This is a genomic window from Neorhizobium petrolearium (assembly GCF_029854435.1).
GTDB lineage: Bacteria > Pseudomonadota > Alphaproteobacteria > Rhizobiales > Rhizobiaceae > Neorhizobium > Neorhizobium petrolearium.
Window position 1 is genome coordinate 4,037,862 of sequence record NZ_CP123000.1, and the last position, 14,194, is coordinate 4,052,055.

At 59.8% G+C, this 14,194-nt stretch carries 17 protein-coding genes; 10 read left to right on the top strand and 7 right to left on the bottom strand.

Annotation, left to right across the window (positions count from 1 at the left end; all coding sequences use genetic code 11):
* The 3 genes from QEO92_RS19705 to QEO92_RS19715 all read right to left on the bottom strand — a co-directional run bounded on the left by QEO92_RS19705 (window position 1) and on the right by QEO92_RS19715 (window position 4,158).
* Window positions 1–1,641 carry an ABC transporter substrate-binding protein gene (locus tag QEO92_RS19705; RefSeq protein ID WP_227704153.1) on the bottom strand — a complete coding sequence of 547 codons (1,641 nt, stop codon included), beginning with the start codon at window positions 1,639–1,641 and terminating at the stop codon, window positions 1–3.
* A gap of 167 nt (window positions 1,642–1,808) precedes the next feature.
* Window positions 1,809–3,344: an alkaline phosphatase family protein gene (locus tag QEO92_RS19710; RefSeq protein ID WP_227704154.1), complete on the bottom strand. Its 1,536-nt coding sequence runs from the start codon at window positions 3,342–3,344 to the stop codon at window positions 1,809–1,811.
* A complete protein-coding gene (locus tag QEO92_RS19715; protein WP_227704155.1) occupies window positions 3,331–4,158 on the bottom strand; it encodes a DeoR/GlpR family DNA-binding transcription regulator in 828 nt (275 codons plus the stop codon). The genes QEO92_RS19710 and QEO92_RS19715 overlap by 14 nt, the downstream gene beginning before the upstream one ends.
* Before the next feature lie 185 nt (window positions 4,159–4,343).
* Here QEO92_RS19715 and QEO92_RS19720 point away from each other — a divergent pair, with 185 nt between their 5' ends.
* Both QEO92_RS19720 and trxC read left to right on the top strand, forming a co-directional pair.
* Entirely contained in the window at window positions 4,344–4,484 is a 141-nt protein-coding gene (locus QEO92_RS19720) for a thioredoxin domain-containing protein (RefSeq protein ID WP_280107464.1), read from the top strand.
* A 187-nt stretch (window positions 4,485–4,671) separates the two neighbouring features.
* Complete coding sequence (gene trxC, locus QEO92_RS19725) at window positions 4,672–5,106, top strand: thioredoxin TrxC (RefSeq protein WP_227704156.1); 435 nt, start codon at window positions 4,672–4,674, stop codon at window positions 5,104–5,106.
* A gap of 50 nt (window positions 5,107–5,156) precedes the next feature.
* Here the strand turns inward: trxC and QEO92_RS19730 are convergent, their stop codons facing one another.
* Window positions 5,157–5,615 (bottom strand): DUF302 domain-containing protein, encoded by a 459-nt coding sequence (locus tag QEO92_RS19730; RefSeq protein ID WP_227704157.1) that lies wholly within the window; start codon window positions 5,613–5,615, stop codon window positions 5,157–5,159.
* 93 nt (window positions 5,616–5,708) lie between these two features.
* Between QEO92_RS19730 and QEO92_RS19735 the strand changes: the two genes are divergently transcribed.
* Window positions 5,709–6,656: an MBL fold metallo-hydrolase gene (locus QEO92_RS19735; RefSeq protein WP_227704158.1), complete on the top strand. Its 948-nt coding sequence runs from the start codon at window positions 5,709–5,711 to the stop codon at window positions 6,654–6,656.
* A gap of 17 nt (window positions 6,657–6,673) precedes the next feature.
* Here QEO92_RS19735 and QEO92_RS19740 read toward each other — a convergent pair whose 3' ends face one another.
* From QEO92_RS19740 to QEO92_RS19750, 3 genes are all read right to left on the bottom strand, one after another.
* Window positions 6,674–7,771, bottom strand: a complete 1,098-nt coding sequence (locus QEO92_RS19740; protein ID WP_227704159.1) for a YeeE/YedE family protein — start codon at window positions 7,769–7,771, stop codon at window positions 6,674–6,676.
* A gap of 66 nt (window positions 7,772–7,837) precedes the next feature.
* Window positions 7,838–8,194 carry an ArsR/SmtB family transcription factor gene (locus QEO92_RS19745; RefSeq protein ID WP_037153397.1) on the bottom strand — a complete coding sequence of 119 codons (357 nt, stop codon included), beginning with the start codon at window positions 8,192–8,194 and terminating at the stop codon, window positions 7,838–7,840.
* Window positions 8,195–8,260: 66 nt separating this feature from the next.
* Complete coding sequence (locus QEO92_RS19750; RefSeq protein WP_280107465.1) at window positions 8,261–8,641, bottom strand: thioredoxin domain-containing protein; 381 nt, start codon at window positions 8,639–8,641, stop codon at window positions 8,261–8,263.
* Window positions 8,642–8,702: 61 nt separating this feature from the next.
* Here QEO92_RS19750 and QEO92_RS19755 point away from each other — a divergent pair, with 61 nt between their 5' ends.
* From QEO92_RS19755 to soxB, 7 genes are all read left to right on the top strand, one after another.
* The gene (locus QEO92_RS19755; protein WP_227704161.1) at window positions 8,703–9,437 is read left to right on the top strand and encodes a cytochrome c biogenesis CcdA family protein; all 735 of its coding nucleotides are present in this window, start codon (window positions 8,703–8,705) and stop codon (window positions 9,435–9,437) included.
* Window positions 9,438–9,446: 9 nt separating this feature from the next.
* Window positions 9,447–10,037 (top strand): SoxW family protein, encoded by a 591-nt coding sequence (locus QEO92_RS19760; protein WP_227704162.1) that lies wholly within the window; start codon window positions 9,447–9,449, stop codon window positions 10,035–10,037.
* Between the two features lie 130 nt (window positions 10,038–10,167).
* Window positions 10,168–10,629 carry a sulfur oxidation c-type cytochrome SoxX gene (gene soxX, locus QEO92_RS19765; protein WP_037153837.1) on the top strand — a complete coding sequence of 154 codons (462 nt, stop codon included), beginning with the start codon at window positions 10,168–10,170 and terminating at the stop codon, window positions 10,627–10,629.
* A gap of 24 nt (window positions 10,630–10,653) precedes the next feature.
* Window positions 10,654–11,103, top strand: coding sequence for a thiosulfate oxidation carrier protein SoxY (gene soxY / locus QEO92_RS19770; protein ID WP_037153410.1), 450 nt, complete (start codon window positions 10,654–10,656; stop codon window positions 11,101–11,103).
* A gap of 30 nt (window positions 11,104–11,133) precedes the next feature.
* Window positions 11,134–11,463: a thiosulfate oxidation carrier complex protein SoxZ gene (gene soxZ, locus QEO92_RS19775; RefSeq protein WP_227704163.1), complete on the top strand. Its 330-nt coding sequence runs from the start codon at window positions 11,134–11,136 to the stop codon at window positions 11,461–11,463.
* Window positions 11,464–11,549: 86 nt separating this feature from the next.
* Window positions 11,550–12,404: a sulfur oxidation c-type cytochrome SoxA gene (gene soxA / locus QEO92_RS19780; protein WP_227704164.1), complete on the top strand. Its 855-nt coding sequence runs from the start codon at window positions 11,550–11,552 to the stop codon at window positions 12,402–12,404.
* A gap of 76 nt (window positions 12,405–12,480) precedes the next feature.
* On the top strand, window positions 12,481–14,181 hold the full coding sequence (gene soxB / locus QEO92_RS19785; protein WP_227704165.1) for a thiosulfohydrolase SoxB: 1,701 nt from the start codon (window positions 12,481–12,483) through the stop codon (window positions 14,179–14,181).
* Window positions 14,182–14,194 lie beyond the last annotated feature (13 nt).

The window sequence follows — 14,194 nt, forward strand, 5'->3', positions numbered from 1 at the left end:
TTACTTCTTGATTGAGAAGGAGCCCGGACGGAAATCCATCACGAACATCGCCGACGGCTTCCACTGGATGTCGGCGCGCTTGCCGTAGAGGATGGCATTCTGGTGCAGGACGACCATCGCCGGGTCTTCAGCCTCGATGATCTCCAGTGCGCGGGCAAAGGACTTCTTCACTTCAGTCTTGTCGGTTGAGGTGTTCAACACGTCGCAGAGCTTATCGAACTCGTCGTTCTGCCACATGCCGCTCTTCGGATTGGTCTTTGTATTATACGAGCCGTAGGGGCAGTTATTGGCAAGCAGCGCAACCGGATAGGCGAAATAGGCCGTGTTCGACAGGTCGGCCATCATGCGATCCGGAGCCGGATCGTTCGGGTTATCTATGACCGAGAAGTCGATGTTGAAGCCAATTTTGCGCAGGTTGTCGAGGTCGAATTGGGCAACAGTCAACTCGTTCGGATAATAGTCGTTGTGGACGCGATAAGTGATCTTCTCGCCCTTGTAGCCGGCTTCCGCGAGAAGCTTCTTGGCAAGCTCCGGATCATAGGCCGGCGACTTGAAGTCCTCGACGAAAAGATCGCCGAACAGCTTGTGCTGGAAGCCCTGCGGCACGGCGGTCATGCCACCCCAGAGCGAGTTGACGATCGTGTCGCGGTCGATCGAATGCGAAAGCGCCTGGCGGATCAGCTTGTTCTTCAGTGGACCGTTGTTGGTGTCGAGCGCGATGAAGCGGATATTGGCGACGGGCCCGCCGACGACGTCAAAATCCTCGGTATTCTTCAAGAGTGGGACCTGGTCCGGGCCGAGGTCGCTGACGATATCGTATTCGCCGGACATCAGGCCGTTCACGCGGCTCGCCGCTTCCGGAACGACCATGAAGTCGAGCTTGGCGATCGGCGGCTTGCCGCCCCAGTAATCGTCATGGGAAACGAGATGGATTGCCGAACCCTGGTCGACACCGACGACCTTGTAGGGGCCGGTCGCAACAGGATGAAGCGCGTAGTCTGCCCAGGACTTGGCCTCCTGGAAGCCGCGCTTGGAAATGATCGCCGCATAGTTGACGCGGGCAAGACGGGCTTCCGTATCGAGCGTCGCCTTTTCCATGACGAAGCGGACCGTATAGTCATCGACCTTCTCGACCGACTTCAGCAGCGGCCATTCCGACTTCCGGTTGGCGGCGGTGATGGCCGGCGGGACGATGCCCTTCGTGCCGTCGGCGTGGGTGAAGGTTGTCTGGCCGGCCTCACGGGCTTTGACCTGTTCCGGCAGGCGGCCGTAACGTTCGTCGGAGAACGAGAAGACAACGTCATCGGCCTTCATCTCGTCGCCGTTGTGGAACTTGACGCCATGGCGGAGCTTCACTTCCAGCATCGTGTCGTTCAGCCACTTCCATTCGGTGGCGAGGCCGGGCCGGGCTCTAAGATTGGGGTCGGAAAGATCAAGCTCGATGAGCTGCTCGAAGATCATGTTCTGGTATTTGCGGGCGGCGGTCCCGCCGTTGTCGCTCGTGTCGAGCGTACCGGCCGTGCCCATGCTCTGCAGGGCGACTGTGATGTTTGGCCGGTCCTCGGCAAAGGCGGCATGGGAAAGGAAAGTGCCGGCGAGCAAGGCGCCCGCGAGCGACAGGGTTTTGAGGTTCTGGATCATTGCGAAATCTCCTTCAAGGGGACATGCAGTGGAAAGTGAGACCGCCTTGTCGGGCGGCATGGCTTCGCCGCTCGCCGACTGGCGCTGTCCCGCCGGCGCTCGGTATCTCGAGGTCTCGATGTCTTACCGGGGCGCCCGGTCAGGCCGGGCGCATCGTCATGGAACGATCAATCCTGCAGTTCTGCGACCCTTGCAGCGTCCATTCCAGCCGCCCTCTCGGTCACAAGATCAGCTTCGTCGACATAGGGACGTTCGCCGACATGGCCGATAATGATGCGCGACACCTTGCCGTCGATGGCCGCCGTGAATTCCTTCACGACCGGGGCCGGCACGGCTTCGCCGTCTTCGAGGAGCTCGAACATCGGCCGGCCGGTCATGCTGGCTGCAGGTTCGAGGCCAAGAAGTGCGAGAATGGTCGGCGCAAGATCGTAAATCGCCGTGCGCGAGGCGACGACCTCACCGCCGCTCTTCAAGCCGGCGCCCTCACCGATCAACACGGCCGCCAGTTCCGCGGCATGCAGACCTCCGTGCGACCCGCCGCCGAGCGGAATGCCGCTGTAGCTGCCGGCGTCGCAGATCGACGTGCCTGGAACGCCGAACTCGTTTTCAGCGTCGGTGCCTCGAAGGTTGATGTAGAGGTCCGGTGCACGGTCATGCGCGGCACCGGTCAGTTCCAGCGCCAGCGTGCCGGCGATGATGCCCTCCTGCGCGCCCGGCTCGACCGCCCGGGTGAAAGTGGCGCCATACCAGGGTTGCGCGGCGAGCACATCGAAAACGCCCTGCAACAGGCCCTTGTCAAATTGCTTGAGCCAGAAGCCCGGTGCGCGCCCCCGCCGATATAGCACGTCGATGTCGTTGTCGAAGCGCGTGTCGGCGGCGATGCCGGCCTGCTTCAGGGCATCGCCGACGGAAATGAATTCGTTGATTGTCGAGTGGCCGTGGTCGGAGGTGACGAAGATGACAATGTCGTCCTTTTCCGGCTGCCTGTCGCGCCATTCGAGAAGATTGCCGATCGCCGCATCGCAATCGCGCATCGAGGCGAGCATGCCTTCGGCGCCGAGACCATGACGATGTGAAGCGCTGTCCACTTCGGTGATCCAGATGATCGCGGCCGCCGGCTTTCTCTGCGGCCAGACGGTATCGGTGAAGGCGGCAACGGCCTGGCGTTCGGCGCCACGGTCAAAGCCGTTGGCCGGAACCCGGTGCTGCTCGGCTATGTCGACGGCGAGCTCGGGCGGGAAGCCGATCGCCGGATGGCGGACGTTGAAGCCGGCTTGTCCCCAGTCCGCCCCTTTCCAGTTGAGCGCAGTGAACGAACCCTGCCCGCTCGAATTGACCACCGCGAAGGACTTGCCGTTCTTGGCGAGCGTTTCGGAAAGATTGGTGGCCGTCACCATGCCGCCAACAATGCGGCGCTCGCCGGCACGCCAGTCGTGGACCGTATCCGTGCCGGTCAGGCGGCCCGAGCCGTCGCGGGAATAGAACTCATTGCCGAGAATACCCGTCGTTTCGGGGCGGGCGCCGCTCGCAAGTGCAGTCAGCGCCCCGCGCGTCTCGCTCGGGAACACCGTGCGATGATCCTTGCTCGACACGCCCCGCGCCCGCATGGCGGCGAGATTGGGCATGGTGGTTTCGTTGATCATGTCGGGGCGCAGGCCATCGATGCCTACAACGATTACATGGCGGATATCAGCCATTGTCATTGACCTTTTCTTGCAGGTGCGGAAATTCGGACACCTCGGGTGAGGCGGATTGCTCAGGATAGAAAACGCTGGCGCCCGCCTCGGTCAGAAGCCCGGCAAACGGCTCGTCGAGCGGCATATCGGTCACGAAGGTTTCTATGCCGGCGAACGGAATGCTGCGATAGCGGCCGACGGCGCCGATCTTGGTGTGATCGCCGACATAGATGCTGGCGCGGCTCTGCGTCGCAAGCCGGGTCTTCAGCTCCATATTGTGCTTGGTCCGCTCCACGAGCCCGAACTCAGCGTCGAGCCCATAGACGCCGATGATCGACAGGTCGAAGCTGCAATTGCGGATCGCGCCGAACACTTCGTCGCCGAACAGCGTCTTGGCGTTCCAGTCGTAATCGCCGCCGGTCAGGATCACCTTGTGGCGCTGGCCTGCCTGCAGCGCGTCGCCGATCGCCGGCATGTTGGTCATGACGGCGACCGGCGGACCGTTGCGCATCGCCTGCGCGACCGCAAGAACCGAACTCCCGCCCGTCATGAAGATCCACTGGTCCGGCTGGATCATCGCCGCTACCAGCGTGCCGATGGCCTGCTTTTCCGCCCGTTCCATGTTGACGCGCTCGTCAAGTGCCGCCTCGCGGCCGGAGGGGATGGCTCCCCCATAGACCCGCTGCAGCGATCCGCCCCGCTCTAGGGCGACCAGATCGCGGCGGATCGTCTCGGTCGATACCCCGAAGGTTTCGGCAATCGCGCTGATCGACATGCCGCTGCCGCCATTGACCAGGCGGATGATGGTTTGGTGTCGGCTGGCTGCCGGAATCTTCGACATAGACGATCGCCTCTTCTGATGGCGGTGTTCTAGGACGCAAACATTGCAGCGGCGTGACACATTTTTGAACTTATGTTGTCAGTTCAACAAAGCCACACAAACTCCCACATTTTTCTCTGCGCATCGTCCAACGGTCAGTTCAGATAGGTGCATCTAACTAAGCCGAACATACGCGCATATCCGGATTGCTAGACCGCAATTGCAACCAGGCCCTCGCCTTCAATTTCGTAGGCACACCCTCGTTCGTCATCCACGGGACAACCTTCGGCAGCGTCCTGGATGAAAAGGAACTGAAGGTGGCGATCGCCGAGGCCCGGGCAGCCTGATTCATGATTGCAGGAAAGTTGGGTCTTGGCCGAACGCAGTCCGCCTCAACATCCTCGGCTCCGCACTGGACACGTTACCCAGTGCGGTTGCGGACGGTTGTTTCAGATCAATGAATTTGACCATGGATAGGATATGCTAAAACCGAAACCGCGGAGTGGTAATGGACACCCGTCGCACGGAGGCATCATGGCGAAGATCGTCCCCTGCCCCAACTGTGGGCAACTTAACCGGCTGGATGACAAGCGGGATGGAAAATTGGCCCATTGCCCGGCCTGCAAGTCGCCGCTGTTCACCGGCCGGCCGATTTCCCTGCACAAGGGAAATTTCGACCGTCAGACTGGCTCCGACGATCTCCCGGTAGTCGTCGACTTTTGGGCATCGTGGTGTGGTCCCTGTCGTGCAATGGCTCCTGCCTTCGAGGCCGCTGCCGCCGATTTCGAGCCCAGGGTGCGATTCGCCAAGGTGGACACCGAAGCGGAACAAGGCCTTGCTCAAAAATACGGAATTCAGGCCATTCCCACCCTGATATTGTTCAAGGGAGGAAGGGAACTCGACCGGCGCAGCGGCGCGATCAGTGCCGGCGCGCTGAGGGAATGGCTGGAGCAAGCCGGCGTCGCATAAACTACCGATCCGCAGCAAGCTCCGAGCATCTGATTGGTGCGCTTATCCTGTCAATTACCGGATGCCTCGCGCACGAGGTCGTCAAGGAGACTGTTGACGTCATCCCGGGCCTCTCCTTCCGGTAGTCGGCGAAACCCGACCTTCACGGTTCCGGGCGCTGCCTCTGCCTCATAGGCGAAGAGCACGTAGGGACAGAAGCCGATGTTTGCGAGATCTGCCTCCATTGCCTTGCGGGAAACGGTCGCCGAACAGAACTGCATGAACTCCGCCTCGCGGTAGAGCACTTTCCCGGCGCCGACATCGCCTGCCGTACGCGCCAGCATCTCGGCAACGTGGCCGTGATAGTCCACCACATAGCCTCGATTGACGATGGCGTCCTCCAGATCGGCTAGTACCTCCGCAAAGGGTGCCTTGCTTTCATAGATCTTCAAAACGTCCGACGCCGTTGCCCCGGTGCACCCCAGGGCCGCCGGCAGAGCGACCAGCGATGCCATCACGATCTTTATCATCTTCTCCTCCCATATCCTCATCGCAGAAAAGATCAGCCTAGCCGAGACTTCAAAAACATGCAAAAATATAAATGTATAAATAGGAGGAGCATCATGGCGTCGTTGAGTGTCTATGAGGCATCGGGGCGATCAAGCCGCAGGGGGTTTCTGGCGGGCGGTCTCGCCCTTGCGGCATCCGCAGTCCTGACGCGGCCGGCTCATGCGGTCGGGCGAGTTTCGATGGGCGACAGCGAATTCATCACGGTCAGCGACGGAACACTGACGTTACCCATGGGGTTCCTGTTTCCGGATGTTCCAAAGGATGAATTGCAGTCGTTCCTGGTCGCCCAAAACATGCCGACCGATGCTCTGCATCCGGACTGCAATGTAACGCTGCTCAGACAGAAAGAGCGTCTGGCCATATTCGACGTCGGCTCAGGCGCCAATTTCATGCCGTCTGCCGGAACGCTTATCGACAATCTCGCCGCCGCCGACATCGACCCCGGCAGCGTCACCGATGTTGTCTTCACCCACGCGCATCCGGATCACCTTTGGGGCGTAACCGATGATCTGGACGAGCTGGTCTTTGCCAATGCCCGTTATCACATCGGGCAAGCGGAATGGGACTTCTGGTCTTCGCCGAACGCCCTGCAAACCGTCTCTGCGGATCGGCAGACCTTTGTGGTCGGCGCCCAGAACAGGTTTGCCGCACTGAAGGACCGGATCGCGTTCCTCAAGCCCGGGCAGGAGATCCTGTCGGGGGTCGAGGTCATCGATACCGCCGGCCATACACCGGGGCATCTGTCCTTCATGGTCCATGGTAGCGGTGACCAGACACTGATTGCAGGCGACGCGCTCAGCAATACGGCCATATCTTTCCGACATCCGGAATGGCGTACGCAGAGCGATCATGATCCGGAGCGCGGCGTCGCGATGCGCCGGCAGTTGCTTGCTCGCCTCGCAGGCGACAAGGCGCGGATCATCGGCTATCACTTTGACCACGAAGGAATTGGCCGCGTAGAGCAGCGAGAAGGTGCCTACGCTTTTGTACCGGGGGCCTGAGCGGCGACCGTCTCGAGCTATCGGTCAAGGCTGACGGAACTCTCGCGAAAGATTGCCAATCCGGAGCCCTCGATGAGATAGGCGAGACCGATTCTGGCGCCGAGCGCTATCGAAGCGAAAGCGAGCGGTGCCGAGATGGCGAGTGCGGAAACGCCGGTAATCCCTTGTCCGATCGTGCACCCCATGGCGAATACGCCGCCGACCCCCATCAGGAGCGCGCCCAGCAGATGCCGGCTCAGTTCCCGTGCATCGTCGCAGGCTTCCCAGCGCACGGTGCGGCGAACCTGCGCATTGATGGCCGAGCCGACGATGACGCCCATGACCAAACCGACACCATAATCGGGCACACTCCCCGTAAATGTCATGAGTTGAAGCAGGGCATCGCCCACCGGAACGACGAAGGAGCCGGCTTCGAGCTGGACGATTTCGAAGGAATTCCTCGAGGCCAGAGTGGTGGCAACCCAGCCGAAGGCAATGACTGCTCCAATGGTCATTCCCGCGCCAATCGACCACCACCGACGCCGGTAATCGGAATCCCGGAATACCCAGCCGAACATGGCAGCCGCGACGATGCCGGCAATGGCAAGACGAAGATCGACGCCAGTGAAGTAGGACGCAACAAGCCCGACGGATTGCCCGCCGGCAAAACCGAAGTCAATCGCCAGGTTGTCCACGATCGGCACGCGCGCCTGGGCGATCAGCCCCTTCTGGGCGGATAGCGCGCTGACGCCGAGGATGATGAGAACGACAAGGGATCGCAGGCTTCCGCCGCCAAGCCTGACGAGCGCGCCGAAGCCGCAGGTGCCGACGAGCGCCATGCCGAAGCCGAACATCACGCCACCCAGGATCGCTCCGGTCCAAGCGAAGCTCGAACGGATGTAGAAGCTCTCGTCGGATGCGGCAAGCCCCAAGGCCTGAAGGCTCTGGGTCAGGACAAGAGCGGTCGCAGCGGCGAGAATCCAGGTTCTCAGGCCGGTGCTGTCATTGGCATACCAATAGCGCTCCAACGCGGACATCGTGCAGAAACGCTGATTGCGGGCCACAAATCCGAGCACGCAACCGGCAAGCAGCCCGGCAACGGGCAAGAACCATGCCGATGCAACGATATTATCCATTTTATCCTCCCGCGAACCCTCCCCGGTTCGCAAAGGTCGTAACGCCAGTCCCTCCGTTGACTGGTGTTACGATGGCTTCTCACCCTGTCGCACCGGTGCGCAGAAGAGCTCGTAGAGAGAGCCTATCACGGGTGCGATCTCCTTGTTGGCAAGTGAATAGTAGATCACACGCCCATCCCGGCGGGTCGTGACAAGGCGATCGAAACGGAGGCGCGCCAGTTGCTGCGATACGGCGGCCTGCGGCATTCCCATCGTGTTTTCCAGCTCCGAGACGGATTTTTCGCCTTCGGTGAGCAGGCACAGGATCAGCAATCGGTCCTCGTGCGACAAAGCCTTGAGCAGCTCACTCGCCTTTCGCGCCTGCGCGAAGAGCTTCTCCCGCTCTTCCGGCGTTTGCAGCGTGTTCAACTGTGGCAGGCTCATTCGCCCATACCTCCTAATTCGCATCCGAGGCCATATTGGCAGAAAGGACCACGCAATGTCCATTTCCTACGGAAGCTTGGCGATCAACTCATCGATTGAAAACCAGAAAAACTCATCTCCCGCGTAGCCGCGCAGGCGGCCGATCTCCTCACCCTCATCCATCAGGATGAAAGTCGGCGTAAACCGCTCCCGCTGTATATGGTCGAGATCCTCAGGCCACGCCTCGGTGATGTCAACGCGGCGAAGAGGCGCGCGTGCACCCTCTTCCGTCTTCGGCCATGCGGGGGCAATCTCGGCATTGAAGCGTGCGCACCAGACGCAACCCGGCTGCTCCAGCATGACCAGCTCGGCCGCCTTCCCCGAAGTCGCACCGGCGAGGATGAGCACCGCAAGAAGGGTCGATGTCCGCAAGGATGGAGAAGCGTCCGAAATCATCATTTGCAACATATAGCATTTTCTGAATACATGTGGCAATGCTGTGATGCAGGGTGGTCTTGGGAGGGATCGAATGCTTGATATTAGCGTGGGGGGCGCGTTACTGGCTGGGTTGCTGTCATTCGTATCGCCTTGCGTTCTGCCCATCGTTCCACCTTACCTGGCCTGGCTTGCGGGGGTGAGCTTCGATCGATTGCGGGATGCCCAGCCGAACCCGGACGACCGGCGACAGGTCATATTTTCAGCAGTCTCTTTCGTTGCCGGCTTCTCGACGGTTTTCGTTGCCCTGGGTGCGACAGCGAGCCTGATCGGCAAGACGATCGCCCAATATTTCAATGTGCTTTCGGTGGCGGCAGGCGTGGTGATCATCGTCATGGGCCTGCACTTCCTCAAAATCCTTCAGATCGGGATGCTCTATCGGGAAGCGCGGGTACAGGTTACGGAGAAGCCTGCTGGTTTGGCTGGCGCCTTTTTGATGGGTCTGGCCTTCGCCTTCGGCTGGACGCCGTGCGTGGGACCGGTTCTGGCCGCAATTCTGTTCGTCGCAGGGGGAGAAGGGACGGCGACGCGCGGAAGTATTCTGCTGGCTGCCTATTCCCTTGGCATCGGACTGCCCTTCATCGCTTCGGCCGTTTTCGCCAGCCGGTTCCTTGGTTGGGCGGCGCGCTTCCGGCGACACATGCGTAAGGTGGAGGTCGCGCTCGGCCTCTTCCTGATCGTGACGGGACTGCTTTTCATGACCGGACAGATGTCGACGATTTCGCTTTGGCTCCTCGAGACATTTCCGGCGTTTCAGACAATCGGTTAGGAGGTCGCAATGCTGCAATTCATTTTTCTGGCGTTCTTCGCCCTCTTCGTCAGTGCTTCCGCCGGAGCGGCTGCAACGATCGGCGAGGATGGCCTTCACAAGGAAGAGTGGTTTTCGACGACCTTTCGCGACATTGCGGAGGATATTGCCGAAGCCAAAGCCCAGGGTAAGCGCCTGGCGATCGTGTTCGAGCAGCGAGGCTGTATCTATTGCCGCCAGATGCACGAGAAGATTCTCTCCGATCCGGAGGTGCGCGACTATATCAAAGCCAACTTCCTCGTCGTGCAGTACAACATGTTCGGTGACGAGGAAGTGACGGACCTCGACGGCGAGGTGCTAACGGAAAAAAGCGCTGCCCGCAAATGGGGTTATATCTTCACGCCGACGATTGTCTTCCTTCCCGAAGATGCCGGGGCGCGGGTCTCCGTCAGCAAGGCCGCCATCGCGACGATGCCGGGAGCTTTCGGCAAATGGACCTTCCTCAACATGTTCCGCTGGGTGCGCGAAAAGGCGTATGAAGGAAGCGAACATTTCCAGACCTACCACGCGCGCATTATCCAGGAACTCCGCAACTCGGGGAAGCTCATCAGCGAGGACTGATCCGTGTCGGCAGCCGATATATTCAAAGATTTATATTTTTCTATTGATGGCTGTTGAACATAGCGCTATCGTAAAAATGGAGGCTTGAACCGGTCATGCCGGTTCGGTGAGTTTGGGAGGACTCATGGAAATGAAGCGTTTCCTGACCTGTGTCGCGGTGCCTGCTTTCTTGTGCAGTCAGGCTGCGGCGGTAGAAATTGCGCCGGACGCCGTCAAGATCGACGAAATGAAGGTCTCTCAGTCTCTGACTGGCGCGACCGGGAATGCCGAAGAGGGCGCGAAAGTTCTGGCGAATCGCGGCCTTGGAAATTGTCTTGCCTGTCATGTCGTCACACCGCTTGCCAAGGAACAGTTCCACGGCAACGTAGCCCCTGCCCTGGATGGCGTCGCCGATCGCTGGTCCGAAGCCGAGCTGCGGGCAATCGTGGTCGACGCCAAGCGGGTTTTCTCCGAAGAGACCGTCATGCCCGCCTTCTACAGCCTCGAAGTCGGCATCAACGTCCGCAAGGACCTGGCTGGAAAGACGATATTGACGGCACAGCAGGTCGAGGACGTCGTCGCCTATCTCACGACGCTGAAGGGCTCAAAGTAATTTTCCGGAAGAGGAGATGAATGCATGAAGATCAACAGGCGACAGATGCTGAGCCTCTCGGCGGGCGCAGCACTCTTCTCGATAGCGGGACATCGCTCCACATGGGCGGATGTGCCGGCTGCCGAAAAGCGAATTATGGACTTTGCAGGCGGCAAGACGCCCGCATCCGGCAAGATCACCTTGACTGCACCCGAGATCGCCGAGAACGGCAACACGGTCCCGATCTCGGTAAACGTCGAAAGCGCGATGACTGGCGGAGACATGGTCGACTCCGTCATCATCATCGCGGATGGCAATCCGAATCCGGAAGTGGCCACCTTTCACTTCACCGCACTGAGTGGCACGGCTGTCGCGACGACCCGCATGCGCCTTGCCAAGACACAGAACGTCATCGCCGTCGCGAAGATGGCCGACGGCTCGGTTTTCATGGACAAGAAGGAAGTCAAGGTGACGATCGGCGGTTGCGGCGGCTGACGACAACAGAGGTGGAAGGAGACTAGTCAAATGGCAGCGCAACCAAAACCGCGTATCAAGGTTCCGAAGGAAGCGAAAGCTGGCGAGGTGGTGTCGATAAAGACCCTCATCAGCCATGAGATGGAATCGGGCCAGCGCAAGGACAAGGACGGCAAGGTCATCCCGCGCAAGATCATCAACAAATTTGCATGCGAGTTCAACGGGGCTCCCGTTTTCTCCTGCGATATCGATCCGGCGATCTCGGCCAATCCCTATTTCGAGTTCAGCGCGAAACTGACCGAAAGCGGCACGTTCAAATTCACGTGGATCGATGACGATGGCGCTATCTACACGGATGAACAGAAGATCACCGTAAACTGAGCATTCCACTCGCCGCAACGGGCGGCGAGTGGACACCCATCGGTCGTCATCGCCTCATTGGGGAGGTTATCTTGGGAGGGATAACGATGAAGAGACTATCCGTCTTGCTGCTGGTGTCGGTGGCATCTATCTCGGGATTGGCAGTGATGGCCTACGCCGATCCTGTCGATGATACCCTGACCATCGATGATCGCGAGATGATCATAAGGGCGAAGGCGCCGGAAGGGCATCCGTTCGATGAAGTGCTGTCCGGTTGGCTTTTCCGGGAGTCGGAAACCCGTGCGACGGAAGCCGATTCGTTCGCCAATCCAGGAATGCTTGCGGTGGAGCGCGGCGAGGAACTCTGGAACACCGTCGATGGATCGATGGGGAAATCCTGTTCCTCTTGCCACAATGATGCATCCGCGACGATGAAGGATGTCGGCGCGCATTTTCCCAAGTGGGATGCGAAGGCCAGGAAGCCCGTCAACATCGAGATGAAGATCAATGACTGTCGTACCGAGCGTATGGGTGCCGAACCCTACAAGTTCGACGCGGAGGAGCAGGTGGCGCTGACCACCTATATCAAGCACCAGTCCTTGGGCACTCCGGTACAGATCGACCTGTCTCAGGGCGAAATGCAGTCGTGGTGGGACAAGGGCAAGGAACTCTACTATACCCGTACGGGCCAGTTGGATTTCTCCTGTGCCTCCTGTCACGAGAAAAGCATGGGCAAGTTCATTCGCGCCGATCACCTCAGCCAGGGGCAGGTCAACGGATTTCCGACTTACCGCTTCAACACCGCCGGCATGGTCTCCCTCCACAATCGCTTCCGCGGTTGCATCCGGGATACCCGCGCCGAAATGCCAAAGGCCTTTTCGGACGAATTGATGGCGCTTGAGGTCTACGTCACCTGGCGCGGCACCGGCCTTTCGGTCGAGACGCCTGCGGTTCGCCAATAACAGGACCGAAGACCAAGATTGTTTCTCATGCGCGGAGGGTTCGAAGCCGTCCCCTCCCCTGGTTATGGAGTCCTTGATGTTATCGAGACGTGAAATGCTCATGGCCGGCGCAGCGCTGTCGGCCATCGTCGGCTCCGGGCTTGCCGGCAAGTGGTCGAGGGTCGCCGCACAGCAGTCTCTGAGCGAGGACGATCTGCTCCGCTTCGAACCGCTCGGCAATGTGACGATCCTTCACCTCACGGATATACACGCCCAGCTCATGCCGATTTATTTCAGGGAGCCGTCGGTCAATCTCGGTGTGGGTGATGTGGCGGGCCTGCCGCCGCACGTCACCGGTTCCGATTTCCTTCGCCTCTATGACATAAAGCCTGGAACCCCCGAGGCTTATGCATTCACCTCCGAGGATTTCGTGGCGCTTGCCCAAGGGTACGGCAAGATGGGTGGGCTGGACCGGATTGCGACGATCGTCAAGCGGGTCAGGGCCGAGCGCGGCGAAGATGTCTTGCTGCTCGACGGCGGTGACACCTGGCAGGGCAGTTACACCTCCTACCAGACCAAGGGTCAGGACATGGTGGACGCCATGAACGCGCTTGCACCCGACGCCATGACGGGGCACTGGGAGTTCACCTATGGTACGGAACGCGTCCAGGAGATTATCGAGACCCTTCCCTTTCCATTCCTCGGAGGAAACATTTTTGACGCCGAATGGGATGAACCCGCCTTCGATGCCTATAAGATGTTCGAGAAGGGAGGCTCCAAGATCGCCGTCGTTGGACAGGCGTTTCCCTATACGCCGATAGCCAACCCGCGCTGGATGTTTCCCAACTGGTCCTTCGGTATTCGCGAGGAGCAGGTCGCAAAGAACGTCGCGGCCGCACGCGCGGATGGCGCGGACATCGTCGTGCTGCTTTCCCACAACGGTTTCGACGTCGACCGAGCCCTCGCATCACGCGTGGGCGGAATCGACATCATCCTGACTGGACATACCCATGATGCGATTCCGGAGCCCGTTCTTGTCGGCAAGACCTTGCTGATTGCCTCAGGCTCGCATGGAAAGTTTATTACACGGCTCGATCTCGATATCCGGGATGGAGCTCTGAGGGGCTATCGGCACCGGCTCATCCCGGTGTTCTCGGATATCATTGCGCCGGATCCCGAAATGTCGAAGGCAATATCCGACATTCGGGCGCCGTATCAGGCTGAACTCTCGCGAGAACTTGCGACCTGCGACGGTCTCCTATATCGGCGCGGAAACTTCAACGGGACGTTCGACGACCTGATCTGTCAGGCTCTGCTCGACATACGCGAGGCGGATATAGCCCTCTCTCCGGGCTTTCGCTGGGGCACGTCAGTTCTGCCCGGGCAGAAGATTACCGTCGAGGACCTGCACAATGCATGCTCCATGACCTACCCGAACGCCTACCGCAACATGATGACCGGTCAGATGCTGAAAGACATCCTGGAGGACGTGGCCGACAACCTGTTCAACAAAGACCCCTACTATCAGCAGGGCGGCGACATGGTCCGGGTGGGCGGCATGGGATATTCGATCGATCCCGAAGCGGCGATCGGATCCCGCATTTCCAGCATGGTCTTGCTGAAATCGGGCGAGCCGATCGAGGCTTCGAAAGAATACGTCGTTGCGGGTTGGGCCTCGATCAATGAAAGCACGCAAGGACCGCCGATCTGGGACGTCGTGGAGCAGTACCTGGCGCAAAATCCGGTCGTCAGCGTGGAAGAGAACCAATCCGTAAAAATCATCAATCGGAAGTCATGAGGCAAAGCCTCGT